Annotated in this window: 28 protein-coding genes and 2 tRNA genes; 8 read left to right on the forward strand and 22 right to left on the reverse strand. The window is 43.1% G+C overall.

Features of this window, described 5'->3' with window-relative positions; genetic code table 11:
* Both IM753_RS08020 and IM753_RS08025 read right to left on the reverse strand, forming a co-directional pair.
* Positions 1–982 (reverse strand): hypothetical protein (locus tag IM753_RS08020; RefSeq protein ID WP_255518654.1); only part of this gene is annotated, 982 nt, incomplete at its 3' end.
* Positions 979–1905 carry a YafY family protein gene (locus IM753_RS08025; RefSeq protein ID WP_065256967.1) on the reverse strand — a complete coding sequence of 309 codons (927 nt, stop codon included), beginning with the start codon at positions 1903–1905 and terminating at the stop codon, positions 979–981. The genes IM753_RS08025 and IM753_RS08020, both read right to left, overlap by 4 nt.
* A gap of 122 nt (positions 1906–2027) precedes the next feature.
* Between IM753_RS08025 and IM753_RS08030 the strand changes: the two genes are divergently transcribed.
* Complete coding sequence (locus IM753_RS08030; protein ID WP_065256966.1) at positions 2028–2267, forward strand: helix-turn-helix domain-containing protein; 240 nt, start codon at positions 2028–2030, stop codon at positions 2265–2267.
* Between the two features lie 116 nt (positions 2268–2383).
* Here the strand turns inward: IM753_RS08030 and IM753_RS08035 are convergent, their stop codons facing one another.
* The 7 genes from IM753_RS08035 to IM753_RS08065 form a co-directional block, all read right to left on the reverse strand.
* The gene (locus tag IM753_RS08035) at positions 2384–3187 is read right to left on the reverse strand and encodes a transporter substrate-binding domain-containing protein (protein ID WP_194109061.1); all 804 of its coding nucleotides are present in this window, start codon (positions 3185–3187) and stop codon (positions 2384–2386) included.
* Positions 3188–3679: 492 nt separating this feature from the next.
* The gene (locus IM753_RS08040) at positions 3680–4846 is read right to left on the reverse strand and encodes an AI-2E family transporter (RefSeq protein WP_194109062.1); all 1167 of its coding nucleotides are present in this window, start codon (positions 4844–4846) and stop codon (positions 3680–3682) included.
* Positions 4847–4984: 138 nt separating this feature from the next.
* Positions 4985–5437: a YaiI/YqxD family protein gene (locus tag IM753_RS08045; protein WP_065256963.1), complete on the reverse strand. Its 453-nt coding sequence runs from the start codon at positions 5435–5437 to the stop codon at positions 4985–4987.
* A gap of 20 nt (positions 5438–5457) precedes the next feature.
* On the reverse strand, positions 5458–6000 hold the full coding sequence (locus IM753_RS08050) for a hypothetical protein (protein WP_065256962.1): 543 nt from the start codon (positions 5998–6000) through the stop codon (positions 5458–5460).
* Positions 6001–6063: 63 nt separating this feature from the next.
* The gene (locus tag IM753_RS08055; RefSeq protein WP_065256961.1) at positions 6064–7176 is read right to left on the reverse strand and encodes a 5-(carboxyamino)imidazole ribonucleotide synthase; all 1113 of its coding nucleotides are present in this window, start codon (positions 7174–7176) and stop codon (positions 6064–6066) included.
* A 174-nt stretch (positions 7177–7350) separates the two neighbouring features.
* Positions 7351–7896: a 5-(carboxyamino)imidazole ribonucleotide mutase gene (purE, locus tag IM753_RS08060; RefSeq protein WP_065255836.1), complete on the reverse strand. Its 546-nt coding sequence runs from the start codon at positions 7894–7896 to the stop codon at positions 7351–7353.
* A 286-nt stretch (positions 7897–8182) separates the two neighbouring features.
* A complete protein-coding gene (locus tag IM753_RS08065; protein ID WP_194109063.1) occupies positions 8183–9106 on the reverse strand; it encodes a metallophosphoesterase in 924 nt (307 codons plus the stop codon).
* Between the two features lie 140 nt (positions 9107–9246).
* On the opposite strand from IM753_RS08065, the gene IM753_RS08070 reads away from it, so the two are divergent.
* Positions 9247–9705, forward strand: a complete 459-nt coding sequence (locus tag IM753_RS08070; protein WP_065255834.1) for a YcgN family cysteine cluster protein — start codon at positions 9247–9249, stop codon at positions 9703–9705.
* 122 nt (positions 9706–9827) lie between these two features.
* Here IM753_RS08070 and IM753_RS08075 read toward each other — a convergent pair whose 3' ends face one another.
* Entirely contained in the window at positions 9828–10907 is a 1080-nt protein-coding gene (locus IM753_RS08075) for a hypothetical protein (protein ID WP_156065091.1), read from the reverse strand.
* A gap of 195 nt (positions 10908–11102) precedes the next feature.
* Between IM753_RS08075 and IM753_RS08080 the strand changes: the two genes are divergently transcribed.
* A complete protein-coding gene (locus tag IM753_RS08080) occupies positions 11103–11966 on the forward strand; it encodes a transporter associated domain-containing protein (protein ID WP_194109064.1) in 864 nt (287 codons plus the stop codon).
* Positions 11967–12114: 148 nt separating this feature from the next.
* Here the strand turns inward: IM753_RS08080 and IM753_RS08085 are convergent, their stop codons facing one another.
* The gene (locus tag IM753_RS08085) at positions 12115–12468 is read right to left on the reverse strand and encodes a hypothetical protein (RefSeq protein WP_194109065.1); all 354 of its coding nucleotides are present in this window, start codon (positions 12466–12468) and stop codon (positions 12115–12117) included.
* Positions 12469–12667: 199 nt separating this feature from the next.
* A complete protein-coding gene (gene murJ, locus IM753_RS08090) occupies positions 12668–14218 on the reverse strand; it encodes a murein biosynthesis integral membrane protein MurJ (RefSeq protein ID WP_194109066.1) in 1551 nt (516 codons plus the stop codon).
* 385 nt (positions 14219–14603) lie between these two features.
* Between murJ and IM753_RS13465 the strand changes: the two genes are divergently transcribed.
* The 4 genes from IM753_RS13465 to IM753_RS08110 all read left to right on the forward strand — a co-directional run bounded on the left by IM753_RS13465 (position 14604) and on the right by IM753_RS08110 (position 15569).
* Entirely contained in the window at positions 14604–14702 is a 99-nt protein-coding gene (locus IM753_RS13465) for a helix-turn-helix domain-containing protein (RefSeq protein ID WP_172823631.1), read from the forward strand.
* A 36-nt stretch (positions 14703–14738) separates the two neighbouring features.
* Complete coding sequence (locus IM753_RS13470; RefSeq protein WP_156065089.1) at positions 14739–14882, forward strand: hypothetical protein; 144 nt, start codon at positions 14739–14741, stop codon at positions 14880–14882.
* A gap of 88 nt (positions 14883–14970) precedes the next feature.
* The gene (locus tag IM753_RS08105; protein WP_156065087.1) at positions 14971–15147 is read left to right on the forward strand and encodes a hypothetical protein; all 177 of its coding nucleotides are present in this window, start codon (positions 14971–14973) and stop codon (positions 15145–15147) included.
* Complete coding sequence (locus IM753_RS08110) at positions 15147–15569, forward strand: hypothetical protein (RefSeq protein ID WP_065255829.1); 423 nt, start codon at positions 15147–15149, stop codon at positions 15567–15569. Before IM753_RS08105 ends, IM753_RS08110 begins: the two co-directional genes overlap by 1 nt.
* A 186-nt stretch (positions 15570–15755) precedes the next feature.
* Here IM753_RS08110 and IM753_RS08115 read toward each other — a convergent pair whose 3' ends face one another.
* Together IM753_RS08115 and ampD are read right to left on the reverse strand one after the other, a co-directional pair.
* Positions 15756–16631, reverse strand: coding sequence for an EamA family transporter (locus tag IM753_RS08115; RefSeq protein ID WP_194109067.1), 876 nt, complete (start codon positions 16629–16631; stop codon positions 15756–15758).
* Between the two features lie 93 nt (positions 16632–16724).
* Positions 16725–17312 carry a 1,6-anhydro-N-acetylmuramyl-L-alanine amidase AmpD gene (ampD, locus tag IM753_RS08120; protein ID WP_065255827.1) on the reverse strand — a complete coding sequence of 196 codons (588 nt, stop codon included), beginning with the start codon at positions 17310–17312 and terminating at the stop codon, positions 16725–16727.
* A 72-nt stretch (positions 17313–17384) separates the two neighbouring features.
* Between ampD and IM753_RS08125 the strand changes: the two genes are divergently transcribed.
* On the forward strand, positions 17385–19208 hold the full coding sequence (locus tag IM753_RS08125) for a DUF4105 domain-containing protein (protein WP_194109068.1): 1824 nt from the start codon (positions 17385–17387) through the stop codon (positions 19206–19208).
* 27 nt (positions 19209–19235) lie between these two features.
* Here IM753_RS08125 and IM753_RS08130 read toward each other — a convergent pair whose 3' ends face one another.
* The 8 genes from IM753_RS08130 to IM753_RS08170 all read right to left on the reverse strand — a co-directional run bounded on the left by IM753_RS08130 (position 19236) and on the right by IM753_RS08170 (position 24465).
* Positions 19236–20012 carry an RNA methyltransferase gene (locus tag IM753_RS08130; protein WP_065255825.1) on the reverse strand — a complete coding sequence of 259 codons (777 nt, stop codon included), beginning with the start codon at positions 20010–20012 and terminating at the stop codon, positions 19236–19238.
* Entirely contained in the window at positions 20009–20581 is a 573-nt protein-coding gene (locus IM753_RS08135) for a hypothetical protein (RefSeq protein WP_065255824.1), read from the reverse strand. Before IM753_RS08135 ends, IM753_RS08130 begins: the two co-directional genes overlap by 4 nt.
* A 2-nt stretch (positions 20582–20583) precedes the next feature.
* On the reverse strand, positions 20584–20970 hold the full coding sequence (locus IM753_RS08140) for a type II toxin-antitoxin system VapC family toxin (protein ID WP_065255823.1): 387 nt from the start codon (positions 20968–20970) through the stop codon (positions 20584–20586).
* Positions 20967–21167: a hypothetical protein gene (locus IM753_RS08145; RefSeq protein WP_156065085.1), complete on the reverse strand. Its 201-nt coding sequence runs from the start codon at positions 21165–21167 to the stop codon at positions 20967–20969. Before IM753_RS08145 ends, IM753_RS08140 begins: the two co-directional genes overlap by 4 nt.
* Before the next feature lie 25 nt (positions 21168–21192).
* Positions 21193–22200, reverse strand: a complete 1008-nt coding sequence (locus IM753_RS08150) for a class 1 fructose-bisphosphatase (RefSeq protein WP_065255821.1) — start codon at positions 22198–22200, stop codon at positions 21193–21195.
* A gap of 966 nt (positions 22201–23166) precedes the next feature.
* Positions 23167–24114, reverse strand: coding sequence for a ribose-phosphate pyrophosphokinase (locus tag IM753_RS08160; RefSeq protein ID WP_065255819.1), 948 nt, complete (start codon positions 24112–24114; stop codon positions 23167–23169).
* 163 nt (positions 24115–24277) lie between these two features.
* Positions 24278–24353: transfer RNA gene (locus IM753_RS08165), tRNA-Gln, on the reverse strand.
* Between the two features lie 36 nt (positions 24354–24389).
* Positions 24390–24465, reverse strand: a tRNA-Gln gene (locus IM753_RS08170).
* Positions 24466–24613: the final 148 nt, after the last annotated feature.

The raw sequence follows: 24613 nt of genomic DNA on the forward strand, positions 1-24613 counted from the left end.
GCATATTGACCGCCGCACCGTCTTTGGCTGTCCAAAATCCGTCTGTCCCACCAGGTTTTTTGACCAAAATGACAAAATCCACACCATTTTTTACGCCTTGCAAATGATGTTCTTCTAAACTGGCAGACAACTCACCCAAACCAGGTAGGTCAATCAGTCCAAGTTGGCTGACAGGCGTGGTTGGAAACGGACAAAAGATTTTAACATCTTTGACTGCCAAATATTTGCGTGGGCAAGTGGATTCGTCTTTTTCTTGCTCGCTGGTTGGGTAGGCAACATATTCACGCAAGGCTTCTAGATTGATGTTTTGTGGATTTTGACCGAGTAGGTTTTCATAAGAAAACAATGCCGTTTGCATTTGTTTTAGCTTTTGCAAAATCGTGATGTTGGACGGTTCTTGATTGGCAAGCCCGCTTAGGTCGTTGGGGTATTTGTAGCCTTTAAAGGCGGTCAATGTTTCAGGGGTAATTAGACCTAATTTTTCATGATAGGGCAATAGCACATTTTCTTTAAAAGAATCAAAGGTGTGAAATTCCACATGAGCGATATTGTCATTACTGTGGTAGACTTGGCTTTTTACGGCAGTTACTGGCAGATTGTCGCCTGTGGGGATTTGGTTTTCATTTAACCCTGAGATGGTTTGTAATAGAGTGCTTTTACCGACACGGGCTTGACCGCTAACACCGATATTAATCGTATCTCTGTTAAAGCGTTCTTGCAAACTACCTAGCTCTTTTAGGATGTTGGGAATTTTGGCTTGTATGTCATTTAACGCAGAAAAAGACAATGGATTGTCAGCATTGTCTTGATTATATTCTTGTAATTTTTGGTTTAGAGTTTTTAATTCACTCAATGTATTTTCCCAACGCTCTATTTCACGAGAGATTGTGGGTAGATTGGCTTTACGATTTGCCAATACGGTCGTGATTTGTTGTGCAATGGCAGAGTGCTGTTGTGTTGGGGCTGTTTTGCGTTTGGTCATGAGTTTTGCTCCGTTTGTGCAAGTTTGGGTGAATTGTTTGTACCAAGATACTCTCTGAGCCCCCTCTCCAAATCCCCTTGCCAGTCTTTTGGCTCGGTAATGGTTAAATGGGGAATCCAAGAACGTATCATGGGAAATAGTTGTGATTGGTGATAGACATCGCTTTGGATAAGCAGTCCGCCATTATCCAAAACCTTGATGATTTTTTGATTGGGCAATATTTGCTTTTGCATAAAAAACCCACTGGCATATTCATCAGCCGTTATCAAAACCGACACCAATTTTTTGCCAAACCAAATACCGCCATTGTCATCAATCTTTTGTTTGATGTCATCATTGACAACAAATCTTTGTTCGGTCAGGTGGATATTGTTGATTTTGCTGAGCCGAAATGTTTTTATGTCATCAGGTTTATTATCTTGCAAGCCTACCACATACCAACAGCCACGATGATTGATGAGCTTATAAGGCATGACGGTGCGAAGGGTGTCTTTATATTCAAAAATGACGGTTTGATGATTTAACACCGCCGTTCTTAACAAATTCATGACTGGTTGTAAGCTGGCGATGTTTTCATAGTCATAACCTTTGATTTGAAATAATCCGTCGGATTTTTGTTTAATTAGCTCCCTTAAAAAGCCAATATCCATATTCGGTAATAAATGATGAATACCAATGAGTTTAATCAGCTCACCAAACTCTTTGTGGGTTAGGTTAAAACGGCGTGAGTTATCCAAAGACACGACCCCACGTTCACGCACCAACGGCAGATAGCACTCCATGCGAGCCAAATCACGGCGAATGGTTTTATCGCACACGCCATATTCGTCCGCCAGTGCTTTGGTGTTTAGGCGTTCGTTGCTGTTTAGGCGGATAAAAATGTCGGCAAATCTGTCTGCCAGTCGTTCGTGTTTGTTGCTCATGTGTTTTTAAATGTGATAAAAGTATGCACTATCTTACCATTTTATGACAAAAATTCCATGAGTAAATAAGTATATTGTACTCATTTTGAGTAAATCGGTCAATATGGTGTAAATAGATTGCCATGACCAGAAGTATTCACACCACCCAAATGATAGCCTTGCGAACGTGGCTATATGACGCACGCACAGCCCAAAACTTACCCATGCGGACGCTTGCCGAGCGACTTGACCGCCCGCATTCGTTCGTCCAACGGGTAGAAAATGGCGACCGCCGTCTTGATGTGGTGGAATTTATCCAGTATTGTCAAGCACTTGGCATTGACCCAAAGGTGGGGCTTGACCTAGTGTTACGGACAGAATAAGTCATGATATGGACAGGTTGTGTCCATATTAATGGCAGGTGTGTGATTTGAGCTGTATTTTTGGGTATAAAAATCCCCAACCAAGGGCTGGGGACTGACAAGTGATACAGAGCATGTTACTGTTGTTTTAGAAGCTCTTCTGATGGCTTGACACCAAACCATTTTTCGTGAATTTGCGATAGCGTACCATCTTCTTTGATTTGCTGTAAGCCTGCATTGACCTTATCGCTGAGTTCTTTATTGCCTTTTTTCATGACAAAGACATTACCGCTTGACTTGCCATCTAGTTTGGTGAGTTCATCGATATTCATACTCACCAATTCTTTGTCAAAGTTGGGGTTATCTTGCTTGATGTTATTGGCATAATACAGGGCGACATTGTCGTCTTCGATGATGGCATCCACTTCACCATTAATCAAAGCTCTGACCGCCATAAAAGATGTGGGGTAGTCGATGATATTTTCGTTACTACCTGCCAGTTCAATGGCTCGCTCTTTGTGATAGGAGCCTGTGGGAACGCCAATCTTTTTGCCCTTTAAACTGGCAAGAGAATTGACCCCAGTATTGTCTTTTAAGTGAAACACTGAGACACGAGCATCAACGATGATGCCTGACAAATCATAAGCAGCGGCACGTTCTTCTGACCAACCAGCTCCCGAACCAACGATGTCATAAGTCTCTTGGTTTAGTGGTTCAAAAATGCCGTCCCAGCCCACAGAAATCACTTCAACATCAAATCCTTGTTTTTCACCAATGGCTTTGATGATATCAATGTCGTAGCCGATGGCTCTGCCTGCTTCATCCTTAAAGGCAAGTGGTGGAATGGTAGAATCAACCGCCATGGTATAGACCACGTCTGACTGACGAGCTGGTGGGGCATCCGCAGTGGGTGTTGATGTGGCTGTGGTGCTGTCTGTCACTGGGCTGGCTGTTCGTGGCTACTGTCACAGCCAAACAGAGCGATGGACAGAGCAAGGGCGAGCGAGATGGGCTTTGCATGTTTCATAAAAATTACTCATGATTTTTAAACAATGTAATACTGGATTTTATCATTTACGCATGTTCTAAACAAGTGTTTATCTAATGAATAATTTAAAATGATGACTTTTATTTAATATATTTATAAAATGCATTACTTTATATTATAAATCCATAACTTTTATTTTCAAATGTGGATGGGAATGTGATTTTGCTTGGGGCGTGCCTATCTTTGACATTTACAATGAAGGCATCTGTAGCAAAGTGGAGAATGACTTGTTTTAAAAAAGAAAGTTTGCAAGTTTTGTATCAGACTAGGTTTGGTGTTGTGTTTTTGGATGATTTTGCAGAAATAAATGAAAATCCGCCCCTAAAATCTCAAAGCTTTGGGCATTGGGTTTATGACATCCACAAATTCAAATGTTAGAATTTATCTAACTTTCCAATTTCTCCGTATCCAAGACAGGCTTGGGTGTTGGAGTGTCGGCAAGCAAGGCTTTACCGTCCGCCACAGGGACAATGCTGTCTTTGGGGGCGAAAATCTCATTTTTGTGCTGACTTATCCATTCACGCCACACCGCCAAGCCAATCGCCAGCACCACAGGTCCAATAAACAGCCCCACAAATCCAAATGCCGTCAAGCCCCCAAGCACGCCGATAAAGATGATGATAAAGGGAATTTTGGTCGCCCCACTAATCACAATCGGACGAATGAGATTGTCCACCCAACTAATGACAAGCGTCCCCCACAGGGCAAGCCCAATGCCTTCTGCGGTATGCCCCTGCGACAGTAGCCACACCGCCACACCGCCCCACGCAAAGGGCGTACCAAAGGGAATGAGTGCCACGACAAAGGTAAGAAGTGTGAGCAAAATGGGGTTTGGGGCATTGGCAAAAGCATAGCCCACTCCTGCCAAAATCGCCTGAGCCAAAGCGGTCAATCCAATGCCATACACCACCGCCTGCGTGGTCGCACCCACCGAGTCGATGTAGTCATCAATGCGGTCGCCGATGATGTTTTGCATGGCTTGGCGGATTTGGCGAACCAGACTTTTGCCGTCTCGATAAAAGAAAAACAAAGTCATGAGAGCCATGCCGAGTTTGGCAAGGTTTTTTAGCACCGCATCAAACGCCATTTTGCCATAATACAAATGCGACTGCACCCACGTCCGCACCGTCTCCATGGTCGCTTCGGGGTTTTTGTTAATCTCCCAAAGCGTGTCCTTAATCGTCTGCCCGATGACAGGTAAGTCCTTGATTTGACTGGGTAAATCCAAATAGCCTGCTTGCAGACGGCGAATTGCCGTACCAACAAAACTCACCACTTCATGTTGCAAATAAAACACGCCCACAATCAGCGGAATGCCAATCATGAGCGAGATACAAAAAGTCATCAAAAACGCACTAAAACTGGGGCTTAGGCGGACTTTGGTATGAAAAAAAGTATAAATAGGAAAGGTAACGTACGCCAAAATCCCTGCCCACAACGCTGGCACGATAAAAAATTGCACCACTTTAAAGCACAGTACAATCAAAATAACAAGCAAAGTCAAGGCGAGCAGGCGTTGTAAGACGAGTTCTTTATTCCATTGTTCAATCATAGTTTTGGCGTAAAATGCGTAAATAAGGTGCTTGTAAATGGGGGATATTATGCCAAAATTTTGACAAAAACGCATGGGAATTTTGTGGTGTTTGCGTTGCGTAAGTTTAAGGAAATAATTTTTGAAAAACGGTTAGGGTCATGCACGCACGAGCCGATTTAGCCCATTGGCAAAGGCAATTTTGTCCTTGTCGCTGTATGGCTTTTGTCCGCCCATGCTTTTGGGGTCAAGCACGCCCGTGCCACGAAGCGACTCCATAAAATCCCGAGCGTTTAGTTTGGGCTTGATGTTGTCTATGGTAAATTCCTCGCCCCGTGCGGTCAAAACCTTTGCCCCTTTTTGTAGTACGTCATTGGCAAGGGGAATGTCGCTTGTGATGACCAAATCCCCTGCTTGGGCGTGGTCTGTGATGTGGGTGTCCGCCACGTCAAAACCTTGGGCGACCACAACCATATTTAGGTGTGGGGACGGCGGTAATTTGATAAAACTGTTTGCCACAAAAGTCGCCATAACGCCTGTGCGATTGGCGGTTTTGATGATAAGTTCTTTGGCAATGGTCGGTAATGCGTCTGCGTCTATGTAGATGTTCATAATGATGGCTTTTTGCAATGTTAGAATATTAAAAAATAAAAAACAAAAAACAACAAAATAAAGTAATAATATTTAATTTGACCAAAGTATTCATTGTAAATTTCATAAATTGGCGGTATAACGAGTGAGTATAGAATAAAATAATAAAAATGATAATACAGCTCTTTTGGGGTTTTTGCATAATAAACACCAATAAATTCTTTAAAATATTCTAGAAACACAAGCATTAAAACAATGGTAAATATAACCGAAATAGCAAAAGAGTATTTTCTACCATCATTTTCTTTAAGATAAGAACTTTCAGAAAGCCCAACCAAGAGCAACAATGGATAAAGGTACAAACCAAGACAAATAACCCCGATAAAACCATTATTACTAAACAAATTTTTTAAACATAAGATTAGTGGAGCAAAAACAATGAAAATGATAATTTCTATACCATACAAAAACATCAACAAACCAATGCCAATGCAAAAAATAAATATAGATGTTCCATAAACAGCACTTGAATTTTCATTATTTAATAAATTAATGATGTGTTTAATATTTGTCTCCATACCCATTTTCTCAACCTTATTAAGGCAATAAGGCGTGCAATACACACACCTTATTATTTTAATTCAAGTTTATTGCAATAGCCTTGCCACCTTTTGTACCGTTTCGGCAAGTTTCTCGCTGTCGGTTGGCATTACGGTGATATGCCCAATCTTGCGACCGTCTCGCTCTGCCTTATGATAATGATGAAAATGCACCCCTGCATGGGTCAAAAGTTCATTGACATTAGGATATTTGCCGATGACATTTAGCATGACAGACGGCTTGACAATACCCGTATCGCCAAGTGGTAAGCCTAGCACGGCTCGGACGTGGTTTTCAAATTGGCTGGTGTTCGCCCCCTCAATCGTCCAATGCCCAGAGTTATGCACCCGTGGGGCGATTTCGTTGGCAATCAGTCCGTTCTCGCTCACAAACAGTTCTAGGGTCAAAACGCCAACATAATCCAGTTTTTCAAGCAGTTTTTTCATGCTCGCTTGGGCGGTTTGGTTTAGGGTATCGGCATTGGGGGCAGGGGCGGTGGTTTTGGCAAGAATGCCGTTAGTATGCACGTTTTCAACGAGTGGATAAAACCCAACCTCGCCTGTCCGTCCACGCACGCCAATGAGCGACACCTCACGGCTAAAATGAATAAAGCCCTCGGCGATAAGTGGGGCAGGCATCGCACCGCCTGTTACCGCACCGCCAAGCTCGCCCCAAGCGGTGGCGATGTCGCTTGTCGTTTTGATGACAAATTGCCCTTTGCCGTCATAGCCCCCACGAGATGTTTTTAGCACGAGCGGTAAGCCCAGCTCATCGCACGCACCCTGCAAGTCATCAAGCGATGACACCGCACGATATGGCACGGTGGGAATGTCAAGCTCATTGAACAACGCCTTTTCAGCAAGGCGGTCTTGGGCAACGGCTAGGGCGGTAGGTGGTGGATAAATGCCTTGTTTTTGGTCAGCTAAATAGGACGCTGTGGCGACAGGCGTATTTTCAAATTCTAGGCTAAAAATGTCGGATTTGGCAACAAATTCATCCAACTGCTGTGAGCTATATACTTGCCCATACAGGCTGGCAGGGGCGTGGGGAGCGTCCTCTAAAAATACGCAGGTGTAGCCAAGTTTGAGAGCGGACTGGGCAAGCATCATGCCAAGCTGTCCTCCGCCTAGAATGCCAAGGGTTTGGGTGGGTGTTGTCATGTCAAAAACCGTTTTGTTAAATTTTAAAAATAAAAATTTGATGATTGGGTAAAATTGTACGACAAAGAAAACCGTTCAAAGTGAGCTTTGTCTGTCCACAACGGTTTTCCGACACCCTTCGACAAGCTCAGGGCGAACGGAAAATCAAAATAATCAAAGACTAATCAAACAATATCACGCATTGATAATCCCGGGGATTGGACTTGCCAGTACCGTCTCGGTTTGTTTTTGGCGAAATTCGTCCAGCTTTGTGGCAAGGTTGTCATCAGTCGTGGCAAGCATTTGCACCGCCAATAGCCCTGCATTAAACGCCCCTGCCGTCCCAATGGCAAGCGTACCAACCGCCACGCCTTTTGGCATTTGCACGATTGATAGTAGGCTATCCCAGCCTGACAGCGTGCTTGATTTGACAGGTACGCCAAGCACGGGCAGGGCAGTTTGGGATGCACACATACCTGCCAGATGAGCCGAACCGCCTGCCCCTGCGATGATGACGGACAAGCCACGAGTCTTGGCGGTTTTGGCATAATCAAAGAGCTTGTCAGGCGTGCGATGAGCCGAGACGACTTGGCATTCAAAAGGCACGCCAAAATCCGCCAAAATCTGTGCCGTCTCACACATGGTCGCCCAATCGGACTGTGAACCCATGATGATACCGACTTTTGGTGTGCCGTCTGGCGATGAAATGGGGGCGGGGTTTGGGGCGTGGGCGTTTGACATGATAATCCTTAAAATGGCTAAAAATGGTTGAAAAAAGCTATTATAGCAAATATTGGGGCGAATGCTAAGGGTGTGGGGAAATTTAATGGTTGGTTTAATCTTTTAAAAATTTAGCATTGTTCAATTAAAATACTTTTTGTGATACGAACGTGTAGGGGTGAATTGCAATTCGCCCAAAAGACCAATATGTCATTATGGGGTAAATCCATCCAAAGGTATGGTTAATTAACAATGCCAAATTTAATTAAACTAATTGAGATAATTTTAAATAAAATCCCCAACTTATTTACCCCACAAATTGCACAAAATTATCATCATCTAATATCGGATTTTCGGTGTCAAATTGATAAGCGGTTAAATGCCCGCCTTTGCCTGCCGAATAATCAATGCAAACGACTTTATCGGATAAAATCGTGGGTTTATCATGTAACCAATAATGCCCGATAAATATTGGTTTGTTGGTCGTAACACTAAATGCCAATAATTCATCGGACAAATCATTAAGATAAATCTCGGGCAAATCATTGGCAAATAGCGTTTTGTCAATGGATTTATTTTGCCAATCATCTATCCACCATTTGACACGAGCCTGTGTGCGGACAATGCCTGTTTTGTCGGTCATGGTTAAGCCAGTCGGCAAGGGACTTTCTATGCCTTTTAATAAATGCTCTATGGCATAATAAGGCTTGGTGTTTCTTTTGCCTGTGAGCTGTACGGCATTGGGGGTTAGTTTATTATTATCAAGTAAGGGCGTTAATATTCCCATGCTATATTTATCATAGCAGGCGTGAATACAAATACAGTCGTCCAATTCAAACCATAAGGGCAATTCATAAAATCGCTGTATCCAATATCTGTGCAAGTCGCTATCAAATCCCACTTCATCAATAAAGGCTTTGTGCTGAAAGTTATTATTGTTGGTATGCGGACGTAAATATTTGCCATTGTCATTTTGGGTAGCGTAGCATATGGCGTTGTATTCGTGATTGCCCATGACGGCAAGGGCTTCATTATTATCAATCATATCAAAAACGATTTGCAAAGTCGCTAATTGCTGATTACCCCTATCAATAAAATCGCCCATAAAAATCGCTTGATGACCCTGTGGGGCGATATAACTTGTGCCGTTATGAGTATAGCCCAATTTGTCAAGCAGTCCTGTTAATTTGTCGGCGTGTCCGTGAATGTCGCCAATGATGTCGTAAATCATAAAGTTATCCCATGTTAATGATTTTTTGTAAAGTTAAAAACTAATTTTTAAAATCCACCGATGATTATAACAAAAATTTTTGGCAAATTTGCCACCAAAAACCGCCAAATTTGTTACAATAAATATTTTTGGAAAATGCCGTGTCCGATTTACGCCCTAACTTTTGGCAAAATTATCCCCTATCCGCCTTGACCGATGACGAATGGGAAGCCTTGTGCGACGGCTGTGGCGTGTGCTGTTTGGTCAAATACCTAGACGATGATGACGTGCGACAGACCGAATACACAGACGTGGCGTGCAAACTGCTTGACACCGCCACAGGGCATTGCTCGGACTACCCCAACCGCAAACGCTTTGTCCCTGACTGCATTCGCCTAACGGTTGATATGATAGCGGAGATGATGTGGCTACCCCGTCATTGTGCGTACAAACGGCTCTACTTGGGGCAGGGCTTACCGCATTGGCACCGCCTTATTGCAGGGCAAGACAGGCACGACAAACAACTGGATAAAGTCGGCGTGCGTGGTCGCTGTGTGTCCGAGATACATCTTGATGATGAAGAGATAGAAGAGCGTGTGATAAAGTGGGTGAAGATTTAGGGAATGATAAAAATGCCAATTTATAATAATTGTATTTAGGGCGTGGAAAGCACGCCCCTACAAAAGCATTTTTCAAGATTTAACATTGTTGCAAATTGGGGTTAATTCATTATAAATAAAAATCACCCCTTACTAAACCTACCCCCAATACATACTTTATCCAATTCATCAAAAGACACCCTTACCATACCAAGCGTATCGGTAATGGTAAGTTTGCCGTCTGATTTGATATTGGTTTGGTGTTTTTGGCATTCAATATAAAGCGGTTTTTGTTTGTAGTCGGTTTGCCATTTATCCCCTTTAAAATCAAAATCCACATCATGTTTTTTGCCAACCATAGGCGAGATAAATAGCATGGCATTAAATAAAAACAAAGTCGCCATTGGCACAAATATAATGAGCGATACAGTGCCGTCCAATCGTTTATTTTCGCTGTATGTATAATAACTGCCAAGCACAAAAACCGCAATCGCCACTCCCATATAAATGTTGTCCATATTGCCAAAGTCTAGCGTGATAAATTTATCAAAATAAAACAACACCCCCAATGCAATAAATAACCCAAAAGACGAATACGCCAAATGCCCCGAGCGTTTGCCCAAATCATGCCGTTCGGGCAAAAATACCTTGGCATAACTGTCATCATTAAAATTTTGTATATCAAAACCTTTTTGTTTAAATATCGCAATCACTTCATCAAAATCATCTATTTGCCATATATGCTCATGAATGGCAAATCTTTTGGTTAATGCACCAACCACGCCGTTTGAATGACCATGAATTAGCAAAAAATTGGGGTATTTTTCTAATTCTGCTGGTTTATTTGAAAAAATAGCATCAGTTACGATTTTGCTTTTATCATGACAATAAGAAACTGCCTGTATGTCATGCCAATGGATTGGTTTAAAGTGTAAAATTTTACTTAAATACTTACTGTTTGTATAAATGCCTGTTTCGTCAATGATTAGGCGTATGTCATTAACTCTACCTTTAAAAAAATAAGCAACAATAAAATCAATCATCAAACTAATAATAAACAAAACACCCGTTACCAAAAAATAATTATATTTGGTTATTTGGGGGAAAAATATAAGAATAATGGGTATGATAAAAAAGGCGACTGGCTTACTAACAGTCTGGGGAAAGTCCCAAAACAATGCTTTGGCTTGTTTTGGGCGAAGTGGGTAGCTTTTTGGGGTCATGGGGTGTCCTTTTTTTTGGTTTTTGATAGCATAGCAAAAATCTTGGCATGGTGCAATTGGTATCAAGAATCCATGCGTTGCCCGACTTTTTTGGGCTTTGCTTTGGACTTTGCCAAAAAAGCACACAAAACCCCTTGAATAACCCTTATAAATCCACTATATTAGGCATAAATTTTTAAAAAGGATACACCGCTCATGTCTGATGACCACAGTTGGCGACGTGGCTTAAAACGTTGGCTATCTACCGCCCCCGAAACTCGTGATGACCTGCTTAACCTTGTCCAAGACTCTCGGCGGTTCTTGGATTCGGACATGGTAGATATGTTGGAGGGCGTGCTTGATTTGCCTGCCATGGCGGTCAAGGAGATTATGACCCCACGTCCTGATGTGAGAGCCATTACCAGTAGTGATGACATTGAGACGGTGCTTGCCACCATTTTTGAGTCCAATCATTCTCGCTATCCGGTCATCGATGAGGCGGACGAAAATGCGGTCATGGGTATTTTGCTGGTCAAAGACCTAATTCCCTATCTCGCCCAAAAATCGGCAGGGCAAAACCCCCCATTTTTGCTCAAAGACCTAGTGCGAAAGCCCCTATACATCTCGGAGACAGCACGCTCGGATACCCTGCTACGCTCACTGCAACGGGCTCAGGTGCATATGGCGGTCGTGGTTGATGAGTTCGGTTCGGTGTCGGGCGTGGCGACATTGGAGGATTTGTTAGAGGAGATTGTCGGCGACATCGTTGATGAGCATGATGACATCGATGAGGACAGCACCATTAACAACATCATCACCCACCCCGAAAAAGACGGCGTGTGGCTCGTCCAAGCGTCCACGCTCATCGGCGACTGTAACGAGGTGCTGGGGACGAGCTTTGATGATACGGACGTGGATACCATGGGCGGTCTGGTCATGCAGGCGTTGGGGGCGGTGAGCAACTTAGAGGGGCAGAGCGTGTCTATCAATGACTGGCAAATCACGGTTGTGGACGTAGAAGGGCGGTATATTCATCTGTTGGAGCTGACCTTAGTGCCACAATTAAATGATGAGAGTTAAGAAAAGTTAAAAAGGGCGAGCAATCGCTCTTTTTGTTGGGAGATGTGTGGTTTTGTAAGGTGCATACCACGCACCAAATATTTTGATTTTAAAAGGTGCGTGGTACGCACCCTACAATCCTGCCTGCTATATGTTTTATTAAGAATTGTTATATCCAGTCAAACCTATCTTTTATTGTTAATAATAAATTTTTAACAAATTGGTGATTTTCTGAGTTTTCCATAGGAAAGTATGTGGTGCTTTGAAAAATATAATCTATATCTTTATCACTTAATTCATTAAGGGATTGATTGATAATTTTTTTAAAAGCATTTTTATTGATATCATCAAGGCTTTCAAAATGATTTGCATAAGCTACATCTATAATTCTATCATAATCGTCAAATGACAAATGAACCAATTTATCATAAACATCATCGCTAATAACATCTGGGTTTAAATATGATAAAATAGTCTCTAAATCATATAATTTTTCTAAATGATTTCTTGATATTTTTTTCATGGTTTTCCTGCCTTAAAAGATATATTTTAAAATTTGGACGTGTAAAGAGCGAATCACATTATCATAAAAATCAAAAATTTATCACAGGGCAAATATGATTTACCCCTACAAATTCGCCCAAAGGCATAGTTAATTAATAATGCCAAAAGTTGTAATTACTAAGCCAGTTCCGCAGGGTGCAACCCCCCATTTTTTAATCTCACCCATGCCGTAACTGTCTTGGTCTAAACCCACTGGCAAGTAGCACCACGCCATACACCACCGCACCTAGCACGCAGATAGCGATTAGCACGGCAAGTTTTGCCCATGCCGAGCCGTCTTGGGGGTAGTAGGGTAGCACCGCATACAGACTTACCGTCATGGCGAGTGTGGCGATGACAAACTGCATACCCATTTTGTACCAATGTTTGCCAAAGTGCCAAATGTCCCGCTTTTGCAAAAAATAATACAAAAGCCCTGCATTGACAAAGCTCGCCCCTGTCGTGGCTAGGGCAAGACCGCCATGCAAGGGCAGTTTGGCAAGATAAAAAATCCCAATAAACACCACGCTAAATAGCATATTGGCAAACACCGAGACGATACCGATTTTGACAGGGGTTTTGGTGTCTTGCCCTGCAAAAAACGCAGGGGCGAACACCTTGATAAGCATAAAGCCCAAAATCCCACCCGACAGACAGCGTAGAGCAAGAGAAGCCATGTCGCCGTCTGTGGTGCTAAATTCGCCACGCACAAACAGGGCATTCATCAGCACGTCCGACAGCACAAACATCGCCACAGACGCAGGCAGACCGATAAGGATAATGAGACGCATTGCCCAGTCTAGGGTTTTGCCAAATTCTGCCATGTCCGCTTTGGCACGGCTTGCCGACAGACTAGGCAAGATGACCGTACCGATTGCCACGCCAATCAGACCCAGTGGCAATTCGCTCAACCGCTCGGCAGAGTAGAGCCACGAGACCGAGCCGTTTGCCATTTTGGACGCAAAAATGGTGTTGAGTAGCAGGTTGATTTGCGTTACCGACACCCCAAAAATGGCAGGGAGCATGAGCGTCAAAATGCGTCTGACCCCTTCATGTTTAAAGTCAATGCTTGGGGCGACCAGCAATTTTTTACGATATAAATCAGGCAGTTGTATCACAAGCTGTAACACACCTGCCACCGCCACGGCATAGCCTAATGCCATGATAGATTTGTCAAGCAGGGGGGCGATGAGCCACGCCCCGACTATCATGGAGATGTTGAGTAAGACGGGGGCGAAGGCAGGCGGGGCAAATTTGCCATAGCTTTGCAGGATACTGCCAAAAAATGCCGTCATGGAAATAAAAAACAGATAAGGAAAGGTCAGGTACAAAAGCTCGGTTGCTGTGTTAAATTTGGCAGGGTCGTCCACAAATCCAGGGGCAAAAAGCTGTATCACAAAGGGGGCAAGGGCAAGCACCACCACCGTGAGTGCGAGCAAAATCACCCCAAGCACGCCCGAGACACGACTGATGAGTAGCTGAATTTCGTTAAAGGTTTTTTGTTCTTTATATTCGGTCAAGACAGGCACAAAGGCTTGCGAGAACGCCCCTTCGGCAAAAAGACGGCGTAAAAAATTGGGGATTTTAAAGGCGACCAAAAATGCGTCCATAAGACCGCCTGCCCCAAACACGCCCATAAGGACGACATCACGCACCAAACCCAAAATGCGTGAGAGCATGGTCATGGAGCTAACGACAAGGGTAGAGCGAAGCAGACGAGATTTTGCCATGATAAATTGCCAACAAAAATTTGTGCGTATTATAAAGGATTTGGGCGATGAATTGATGAATTTTTTGTGAATTTGTGGGGTGTGGGCTATCTGGCTTTATTTTTTTGGATTGCTGTATTTATTTAGGCTGATTAAGATAATCGTATAAATAAAACTTTTGACATTGTTAAACAACAATACATAAGCTAAAATACCCACACAGTCTATCATAAACAAAGCAAACATCCAGTGAGCCAAATATTCACCCATTGCCCTAAGTGTCAATCACCCTCTTTTGTTAAAGCAGGCTTTAACAATGGTAAGCAACGCTGTAAGTGTAAAGACTGTCGTTATTATTTTTCTGTACACAAACACAACTCACATAAGAGCCAAGACATTAAAAAAAATGGCAATAGACATGTATCTTGAAGGCTTAGGTTTTCGCTCCATCGGTAGAGTGCTAAACATTAGTTATGGTACAGTCTATCAATGGGTTAAGCAATGAGGTGAACAACATGAAATCAAGGCAGATGCCAATCAAGTGATAGACATTGTAGAGCTTGATGAAATTCATAGCTACGTTAAGTTTAAAAAAAACGACTGTTGGAGCTGGATTGCCATTGACAGAGATACCAAACAAATCTTAGGCGATGATAGAAAATACACTCAATTTACTGTTTGCTAAGTGGAATGGGCATTTGAGGTATGTATTTTGATTTAACAATGCCAGAAATTATAAAAAAGGCTTGTTAAGCACATCTAAAAGTACTAAGATGGCAACAGGTACGTATTTTCCAAGCTTTATTCAACGTGCGAAAGTTGTTTATGGTGAGGATATTATTGCAAACACCTCTTTAACCAATGTTGGTCGCTCTGTTGCAGGCAATACTACAACAAATCTGACACCCAACATGGATGACAATGCCATTAATAATTGTGAGTGTTTTTAATGATAGAAATTGATATTGCAGGCTTTTTGCTAAGTTACAGCTCTTTAAAAGTGATGATTGTCCAGGCTATTGAGGGTTTATGGGTTGGTTTCTGTTTTGGTATTTTTATTCCATCGCAATATGAGCTTAATCAGCCCATTGAATGTAGACAAAAAGTATGGTTTTGGAAAAAGTATCATGAGTTTACTATTAAAAATATGGTGATTTATTATATTAAGTTTTTATTGGCAATCATTTTTGTGGCATTTATTGATATAAAAATGATACAGTATTTTGATGTTTTTCCAATGTCAAAATATGCTAATAATTCTTTAATCATGGGTGTCGTATTTCTCATAACCACCTTAATAGCAAAGCATATTCGTTATATTTATTTTAAAAATAAACTAAGCAATATCATAAAAGAAGGCTCAAAAAGATGAATTTTTTTGGCTATATTTCTATAAACGCCGCTCTTGCACAAATGCTGGGCGGACTTTTAATGGTAAGGTGCGTACCATGCACTTTTTAAATGGAAAATCTTATTGGTGCGTAATACGCACCTTACTGCCAATGGGTGTATTTTGAAGTTAAGTGATTGTAATGTTATTCAAATAAATAAACCATTTTTAAAATTTCTTATCAAACCACCGCCCGCCCAACAAATGCATCCCAAGCCCAAACAATACCGTCAAAATCCCCACATAATGCCACAATATGAGACGCTCTTTTAACACCACATAACCCACCACCAACGCAATGACAGGCACGAGCATGATAAAGGGCGTAACCTTACTTGCCGAATGCCGAGCCAGCAAATACCCCCAGCCTGTATAGCCGACAAAGCTCGCCACATACGCCAAAAACATGACGACAAGCACCCCCGCCACGCTAAAATTTGCCAAATGGCTCATTACACCGCCCACGCCATACGCCACGAGCGAGCCTAGCGTAAAGGCGATGAGTGCCGACAGATTGCCCCAGATGACGAGCGATAAGGGATTGACTTGCCCGATTTTTTTGACGATGACATTGCCAATCGCCCAGCTCAATGACGCACCCAGCACAGGGAGCATACCGATGAGCGAAAATCCGCCCTGATATTGCCCCACGCCGATGAGTGTGAGCCCAACCCCTGCCGTTATCATGCCGACAAGATGATTGGGCTTGACCGATTCTTTTAGCAGTATGCACGAAAACAGCACGGTTAAAAAGACTTGTGCCTGCAAAATAAGTGCCGATAATCCTGTGGGAAAGTGCCATGACAATGCCAAAAACATGAGACTAAATTGCCCAAAGCTAATGGTCAAGCCATATAAAATTAAATAAATCCACGGGGCATTGGGTTTTTTAAAAAAGAAAACAGCAGGCAATAAAATCAATAAAAAACGCACCATGCCCAATATCAAAGGCGGTACATCATTTAAGCCGATTTTCATTGCCAAAAAATTGACACCCCAAATCAAAACCACGCTAAATAAGATTAAATAATCTTTGGTATTCATAGTAATTCCTTTTAAAAATTGGTAATAAATTTGGGGTATTTTTGAATTAAATTTTTAATAAATTTCCTAAAAATTTTTAAAAAATTAAATCCATTATTGTTTGCACAAATCATCAACCAATTGTCTTAATTTTTGCCAATCAAAAAATTCCCCAGGGTCGGTTTTTCTAATAGGGGCAATATCGCTATGCCCCATAAGGTGTCGCTCGGTGGCAGGATAAGCGGTATAAATGGCGTGGATAATATGAGCAAGGGCGGTGTATTGTATCTCGGTAAAGGGCGAAAAATCATCGCCTTCTAATTCTATGCCAATGGTAAAGTCATTGCAATTTGACCGCCCAAGATAAGTGGATTGCCCTGCGTGCCATGCCCTGTCATTAAAATTGACAAATTGGCTAACTTGTCCGTCTCGCTCAATAAATAAATGAGCCGAGACTTCTAAATCGGCAATGGTTTTAAAATAGTCATGGTCATTGGCATTTAGGTTATTTTGAAAAAAGGCTTTGACAAAATGCGTGCCAGTGGTATCCGTTTTGCCAAATTCGCTTGGGGGTAGGCTGATATTATGAATGACAATGCCCGTAATGGGGCAGTCGGGGCGGGCATTAAAGTTGGGGGACGGCACAAAGTCCGCTCCGTGTAATATACCGTCTTTGATAAAAAAAGTGGTGAATTTTGTCATGATGATTTATACTTGTCAAAAGTCTATTCTATCAATTTTTATTTAAATTTAACACTTGATTTAACACTTGCTATGAAAAATTTTTACCAATCCGCCCCCACACTACTAGCCCTTAGCCTAACCGCCTTGGTGAGCGTGCCGGCTTATGCCGTCTCATCTGGCAATGCCCTAACGGACGGTACTAATGTGGCGTATCGAGACAATGATGCGGTTTTTGATGAAATTCAGCATTCATTTTTAACAGATAATTCCCAATCCGACACCACCCCAACCGCCAGCCAATCCCAATCTTTGGCAGATGTGGCAAATTCCCCCACATGGCGAAAACTATTATTGCTTGACAAAAAAGGCAAACCCACTGCCAAAGACCCGCATTTTCTACTGGCAGGGGGCGACACCAGAGCTGAGTTAGGCGCTATCATCAAGGCGATAGATGAGCGTGATGATAAGGTGCTGTGTGCCTTTCCTGCTCGCACGCACTATGTGGCGGAGCAGTTGGGCTTGGCGTTAGATGACAGTGGTTGCGATGAATTTCATGCGTGGGTGAAACGGTATGACGCTCGGGCGTTGTCGCTGACCTTTGCCGATGAGCACCCTAATTCGCTCGGCTCGGCGTTCGCTCATGTGATGATAAAGGCGGACACCGAGCAAAGTTTGGCAAGTGGACGTGATGATGACGCCTTTGCCATTAACTACACCGTTGCCCGAGACAAGGCGGACAGCGAAGCCGAAGCCAGTGCCCGCTCGCTGGTGGGCGGTTATGCAGGGGTCATGGAGTTTTATGATTATGATGAAAAGCGAGATGTGTACTTGCTTGATGATGAGCGAGATATTTGGGAATATCGTCTCAATCTCACCACTGCCGAAGTCGCCCAAATCATGCGACATGTGTGGGAGACCAAAGATTTAAAACGTCCGTATTTTTTCACCCATGACAACTGTGCCAGTGAGATATTACGCCTGATAGATGTCGTGCGTGGCAGTGAGTTGCGTGAAGCGGTTGGCAAAGTCGTCATTCCCAACGAAGTGGCACGGGTGCTGACCGATAAGGGGCTGGTGCTTGATACCAAATACCTGCCGTCAAAGAGCAGTACCGCCCAAGCGGTGCAAAACGGCACAAAGGGGACAATCACAAGCCCCAGTAATCCCGCCCATGCCAGTCCCACGCACCGCATTGGCGTATCGGTCGGCTATGATGACAGTTATCACGGCACCCGCACGGACGACAATGACGGCGTAACTTATGGGCTGTCGTTACGCTCGGCATATCATGATGTGCTAGATAGACCTGTGGGCGTACGCCAGTATCTCGATGTCGAAATGCTCTCGCTCGATGTGCGATATGATGATAGGCTAAAAGTAGAGAGAGCAACGGTGTTTAGCACACGCAGTTATAACCCAACCAACACTGCCAAAGCCCATAACGGCACGGCATGGGGTCAGCACGCACGGCTTATGCAGGTCATGGACGGCTCGGATAGGAATAATGATGACCATGCGGTCTTTGATGTTCGCCTAGAAAAGGGCAAATCATGGACACTCGGGCAGGGCGAGCCAGATACAGGCAGGCTTGCCGATACGCTCTGCTATGCGTTTGGCGGTTATGGCGGACAAGTGGGGCATATCAATAAAGGTTATCGTGTGGGGGCAGGCGTGAATGTCGGCTGTATTCATCACGCCAGTGATAAGGTGCGAGTCATGGGCGAGCTTGCCCTGCCGATATGGTATCATCACAATCAAGGCGAGACTCGCTCGGCATACGTTCAGCCTGCTATCAATGTCGGCGTGCAGTACGACATCAGCCCCACATACGCCCTACGCCTAACAGGTAAGGCAGAGCGTGGGCGTGATGATACGCACGAGCAAGTGGCGTTGGCGGTATTGCGGTATTTTTGATTATAAGCCAAACGGTTGCTATCGATGTTACCCAAAACTTCTCTGCCTTAACATCTCATAAAAACACACACTTCCTGCCACGCCCACGTTTAGGCTTTCTTGCCCATTGGGTTGGGGTAGGGCGATGGGGGTGGCGTTTTGCAAAAAGTCATCAGACACGCCTTGCCCTTCATGCCCCAATACCCATGCAATCGGTGCGGTCAAGTCATGATGATAAATGACCTTATCGGTGTGCGAGCTTGTGGCGTAAAGCGGAGTTTTGACTTTTGCCAAAATCTCATCGGTGGGGATATGCTCATAGATAGACAAGGCGAAATTTGCCCCCATGCCCGCTCGCAAGCACTTAGGCGACCACAGATGGGCGGTGGCAGGTGTGCTGATGATGGTGGTGATACCGACTGCCGAGGCGGTGCGTAGGAGCGTGCCGATGTTGCCGGCGTCTTGTAAGCCGTCTAGGATAAGACAGTCGCCCGTTACCGTCCCAAGTGTGGGCGTGGGCGTGTCAATGATTGCCATGATATCCACACCGTCCCCGAGCGTGCGAATGTCTTTATACAGGGCGTTCGTGGTAATGACGATGTCTTTTTTGGTGATGGTTGCCAAAAGTGGGGCGACTTCATCATTTTGCAGGGTAGATTCTGATAAAATGACCTTGTGGGGCGTTAAGCCTTGCTTTAAGAGTGCGTCCAACAAATGCACGCCTTCGATGACTGTTTGTCCGCTTTTTTTGCGAGTACGGTGGTGGGCGAGTAGGGCGTGGGCGTGTTTGATGGTGGGGTTGTCTTTGGAGGTGATTAGGTTCATGGACTGATATTATCTTTAAAAGGACTAAAAATTTGCGTTAAAATTTCATGATGATTACTTATCCAATTTTGGCATGCTTGACAAAAATTATAAATGGTCTTTTGTGTCTCATCAATGGGCGGTGTGCAATCAAAATAGGGTTCTAAATAATACATAAAATGAGTAACAGGTATTATAATATCTTCATGATATAAATCATGATTTTCATAATAGTCGTATAAATTAAAACTGTCTTCTTCAATTGGAAAATAGGTGTATTTTAATATTTCATTTAAGGTATGAATATATTTTAATTCACATTTTTTAAAAGGCAAATCTTCACAATAAAAATTAAGATTTTTACAGATTTTTAACATCAGTGATTTTAACTCAAAAACATTCAAGTTGGTATTGCTTTGTTTGTCAATCGTTAATTCTTCATCAAGCACAATAAGCATAAGTTCATCATAATAACCCAAGCTCATTAACTGGTTATTAAAATCAAATATCTCATCACGGCTCATCATCTCTAATTGTAATAAATAAAGACTAATGGCGATATGATATTGATGATTGGATAAATTAAACATATTTAAACCAAAATAATCTGATTATCATACTTGGCAACATGAGTATCAGCAGTAACCAAAATAAACCCTTCTAATTTGGCAGTTGCTATCAATAGGCGGTCAAAAGGGTCTTTGTGAATGTTTGGCAAATCTTGCACAAAAGGCACATGATGACCTAAAATGGGCATTTCTAAATAGCCTGCGTCTAATAATATCCGCCTTAGTATGGTAGGATTAAACGTAAAATCGGGCTTGCCACGTCCCACTTTAATGGCAATCTCCCAAATACTTGCTACGCTAAATAACAAATCATTGTCGTCATCATTGATGATTTGCCGTACTTTTTGGCTTAATTTGGGATTGTCTTCTACCGCCCATAATAAAATATGCGTGTCTAATAAATATTTCACGGCACAAGCTCATCATCAAATAAATCATCAATGGGTTTGTCTAGCCATTCATAAACCTGCTTGTCAATCGGCATTAGCCCAATCCGTTTTTTAGGTTTGACAGATTGGGTTTGGGTGGCGATGGTTTGTACAGGCAGGGAATTATCCTGCGTGCGATTGACAAGCATAATAAGTTCATTAAAGGTTAATGTGGTCATGATACCCCCTTTTTTGTTATGGGATTTATACTTTATCACCATTTGCCAAAATCCCTGCTTTCTCATGTAAGGCTTTGACATAATCCACTTCATTTTTTGCCCCCAAGACCACAGGGATACGCTGATGAATGTGCGTGGGCGTGATGTCCATGATACGCTGTACGCCGTCTGTGCTTGCCCCACCTGCTTGCTCAATAACAAAACTCATGGGATTGGCTTCATACATCAGACGAAGTTTGCCCGCTTTTCCTGCGATTTTGGTGTCAAAGGGATACATAAACACCCCGCCACGAATCAAAATACGGTGTACGTCCGCAATCATCGCCGCCACCCACCGCATATTATAGTCTTTGGCTCGTACGCCTGTATCGCCTTGGGTCAGCTCTTCAATATAAGTCGCAATGGGCGGTAGCCAATAACGGCGGTTGGACGCATTGATGGCGTATTCGGCAGTATCATGACTGATACGCACGTCATCATTGATAAGAATATAAGTCTGGCTCATCGGGTCAAAGCTAAACATGGCAACGCCTGCCCCAAAGGTAACCGCCAGCATGGTGGACGTGCCATAGATAAAATAGCCCGCTCCAAGCTGGTTCTCGCCTTTTTGTAAAAAGTCGCTCTCACACGCCTTTTGACCTTGATTGTGATAAGGCAAAATAGAAAAAATCGTCCCCACCGTCATATTGATGTCAATGTTAGATGAGCCGTCCAATGGGTCAAAGGTAACCAGTAGTGTGCCGTCATCATTGGCAGGGCTAATCTCATCAAGCTCTTCTGAGGCAACCCCTGCACAGTTGGGATTATGGATTAGGGCGTTTAGAAGTAGGTCGTTGGAAATCACGTCCAGCTTTTTTTGGGCTTCGCCTTGCACATTTTGACCGCCTGCTTCGCCATGAATGCCTGCCAACGCCCCTTTGTCAAGCAGATGACTAATCGCCACGCTGGCGGTGGCAAGCGTGGTCATGGTGCTGGCAAGCTGTGGCGTGGTGTGGGATTCTAGGTATTGGGCGAGCGTGGTTTGTGCGGTCATGGCAAATCCTTAAAGTCATAAATGCCCTTATTTTATCATGAAATGGGCAAGATGTCAGAGATATTTTATTTTTTGATGATGGGATAGATTTAGAAAATACCGAGAGTAAAAAATGAATGATGAGCAAATAATTCATCCATAAAATCATTGTTTTATAGACGTGCTATAATGGGTTACTTTGTCAGCCTATGGGGGTTTTGATGGAATTAACCAAATTTATTGATGAATTATTTGACGTCAATCGGATAAATAGAGCAAATATCATTAAAATTTTTCATGTGTTTTTTATCATCTCTTTTATTTTGTGTTTTTTAATCGCTTATCTTTTTGGTGTTTTTGTTGGGGTTGGTTTTATTTGTTTTATTTTTCTAATGGAATGCTTTTTTAGGGCGTGCCTGCCTTTTGTATTTGCAATGAAAAATGCCTGTTTAAAAAAGAAGGGGGAATCGCACGTTTTTCAAGGAAAAAAATAAAGGCTGTGAGTTTTCTATCAGACAAGTTTTTATTATGAAAAACAATCCGACAACTTAATTTTAAAATTAAGTTAAAATCTTAAAAATTTACACGATTAAGTGGTCGGATAGCCATTTTTATGCAAAAATTGATGAAAGTGTTGGATTTTCATTTCTTTATAAAAATGTTATCAATGGCAGGCACGCCCTACGGAAACCGTGGCACTTTTTCATTTTGTAGAGTGTATATTCCATAATAGCCCATTTGATGACAGGCTAACAGCTTTTTAAAAACGTGTGATTTTCCTATTTTTGAAAATACAAAAAGGGCAGGCTTGATGGATAAAGTCATCACGCCTGCCCATAAGGCTTTGATAGATGCCCCATTCTCGACTTTATATCAGTGATTGATTCATCAAGGGAAAATTACAATTTGCCCCTACAACTCCAAAAATAGTTATTAAACAATCAACGAGTTGCCATTTTAAGTTGAGAATGAAGTCATTGATGTTAATTAATACTCAAACATCGCACTGATAGATTCTTCGTTGTTGATACGACGCAGGCTCTCAGCAATCATTGATGCGATGGTCACTTGACGGATTTTTGAGCAGGCTTTGGCTTCATCGGTCAAAGGAATGGTGTCAGTAACCACAATCTCATCTAGGGCGGAGTTTGTGATGTTGTCTAGTGCCTTGCCCGAGAGTACAGGGTGCGTGATGTAGCCGACCACACGTTTTGCCCCTTTGTCTTTTAGGGCTTGGGCGGCTTTGCACAGTGTGCCTGCGGTATCCACGATGTCATCGACGATGATGCAGTCACGTCCTGATACGTCGCCGATGATGTGCATGACTTCGGATTCATTGGCTTTGGCACGGCGTTTGTCGATGATGGCAAGGTCAACATCGCCCAGTGATTTGGCGACGGCTCTGGCTCGCACCACGCCACCGACATCAGGGGAGACGACCATGATGTTCTCATAATTTTTTTGTTTTAGGTCGCTAAGTAGCACGGGCGTGGCGTATAGGTTGTCCACGGGTACGTCAAAGAAACCTTGGATTTGGTCAGCGTGTAAATCCACCACCATCACACGGTCAATGCCAGCGATGGACAGCATGTCCGCCACCACACGAGCCGAGATAGGCACACGAGCCGAACGGGGGCGACGGTCTTGGCGAGCATAGCCAAAATAAGGAATCACGGCAGTGATACGTCCTGCACTAGAACGGCGAAGAGCGTCCGCCAGTAGCACCACTTCCATTAGATGGTCGTTGGTCGGGGCACAGGTTGGTTGGAGGATAAAAACGTCTTTACCACGCACGTTCTCTTTAATCTCAACGGCAATCTCGCCATCAGAGAAGCGGGTAATGTCAGACTTACTTAGGGGGATGTGAAGATGGTTGGCGACGGTTTGGGCAAGTTCAGGATTGGCACTTCCTGAAAAGACGGCCATATATGACATGAAAAAATCCTATGGTTGGGACAGTGGGGTTAGCAAGATTATTTTACCATTTTTTGCCATCATTGCAAAGACTCAAACACGGTAAAATGCCACTGCACAAACAACAAACGTAAAAAAACCAGTCTTTCAACTGGCTTTTTTACTCTTCTCAACCAAAAGAAGATGGCAGAGGCGGCTGGACTCGAACCAACGGATGTCAGGATCAAAACCTGATGCCTTACCAACTTGGCGACGCCCCTATAAAGGTGATAAATTTTTTAAAAATTTACAAAAAATGGCAGAGGCGGCTGGACTCGAACCAACGGATGTCAGGATCAAAACCTGATGCCTTACCAACTTGGCGACGCCCCTATATAGGCGGACAATTATACCGAAAAATTAAAATTATGCAAGGGCTAATTTTTAAAATTTTAAAATAAATTGCTAAGCACTTGAAATTTATTGATTTAAAATGGTGGCTTATTGATTGCCCCATAATTATTTTTTTGGGTTGTAGGGG

The organism is Moraxella sp. K127 (genome assembly GCF_015223095.1).
GTDB lineage: Bacteria > Pseudomonadota > Gammaproteobacteria > Pseudomonadales > Moraxellaceae > Moraxella.

Coding starts and splice junctions, on each gene's coding strand:
- IM753_RS08045 (WP_065256963.1), bottom strand. CDS start 5,437: ATGAACATCTACATAGACGCAGACGCATTACCGACCATTGCCAAAGAA.
- IM753_RS08125 (WP_194109068.1), top strand. CDS start 17,385: ATGAAAAATTTTTACCAATCCGCCCCCACACTACTAGCCCTTAGCCTA.
- IM753_RS08025 (WP_065256967.1), bottom strand. CDS start 1,905: ATGAGCAACAAACACGAACGACTGGCAGACAGATTTGCCGACATTTTT.
- IM753_RS08160 (WP_065255819.1), bottom strand. CDS start 24,114: ATGTCATATATGGCCGTCTTTTCAGGAAGTGCCAATCCTGAACTTGCC.
- IM753_RS08065 (WP_194109063.1), bottom strand. CDS start 9,106: ATGATTTACGACATCATTGGCGACATTCACGGACACGCCGACAAATTA.
- ampD (WP_065255827.1), bottom strand. CDS start 17,312: ATGACAAAATTCACCACTTTTTTTATCAAAGACGGTATATTACACGGA.
- IM753_RS13465 (WP_172823631.1), top strand. CDS start 14,604: ATGGCAATAGACATGTATCTTGAAGGCTTAGGTTTTCGCTCCATCGGT.
- IM753_RS08145 (WP_156065085.1), bottom strand. CDS start 21,167: ATGACCACATTAACCTTTAATGAACTTATTATGCTTGTCAATCGCACG.
- IM753_RS08075 (WP_156065091.1), bottom strand. CDS start 10,907: ATGACCCCAAAAAGCTACCCACTTCGCCCAAAACAAGCCAAAGCATTG.
- IM753_RS08150 (WP_065255821.1), bottom strand. CDS start 22,200: ATGACCGCACAAACCACGCTCGCCCAATACCTAGAATCCCACACCACG.
- IM753_RS08135 (WP_065255824.1), bottom strand. CDS start 20,581: ATGTTTAATTTATCCAATCATCAATATCATATCGCCATTAGTCTTTAT.
- IM753_RS08080 (WP_194109064.1), top strand. CDS start 11,103: ATGTCTGATGACCACAGTTGGCGACGTGGCTTAAAACGTTGGCTATCT.
- IM753_RS08105 (WP_156065087.1), top strand. CDS start 14,971: ATGGCAACAGGTACGTATTTTCCAAGCTTTATTCAACGTGCGAAAGTT.
- purE (WP_065255836.1), bottom strand. CDS start 7,896: ATGTCAAACGCCCACGCCCCAAACCCCGCCCCCATTTCATCGCCAGAC.
- IM753_RS08110 (WP_065255829.1), top strand. CDS start 15,147: ATGATAGAAATTGATATTGCAGGCTTTTTGCTAAGTTACAGCTCTTTA.
- IM753_RS08040 (WP_194109062.1), bottom strand. CDS start 4,846: ATGATTGAACAATGGAATAAAGAACTCGTCTTACAACGCCTGCTCGCC.
- IM753_RS08055 (WP_065256961.1), bottom strand. CDS start 7,176: ATGACAACACCCACCCAAACCCTTGGCATTCTAGGCGGAGGACAGCTT.
- IM753_RS08130 (WP_065255825.1), bottom strand. CDS start 20,012: ATGAACCTAATCACCTCCAAAGACAACCCCACCATCAAACACGCCCAC.
- murJ (WP_194109066.1), bottom strand. CDS start 14,218: ATGGCAAAATCTCGTCTGCTTCGCTCTACCCTTGTCGTTAGCTCCATG.
- IM753_RS08050 (WP_065256962.1), bottom strand. CDS start 6,000: ATGGGTATGGAGACAAATATTAAACACATCATTAATTTATTAAATAAT.
- IM753_RS08085 (WP_194109065.1), bottom strand. CDS start 12,468: ATGAAAAAAATATCAAGAAATCATTTAGAAAAATTATATGATTTAGAG.
- IM753_RS08115 (WP_194109067.1), bottom strand. CDS start 16,631: ATGAATACCAAAGATTATTTAATCTTATTTAGCGTGGTTTTGATTTGG.
- IM753_RS08030 (WP_065256966.1), top strand. CDS start 2,028: ATGACCAGAAGTATTCACACCACCCAAATGATAGCCTTGCGAACGTGG.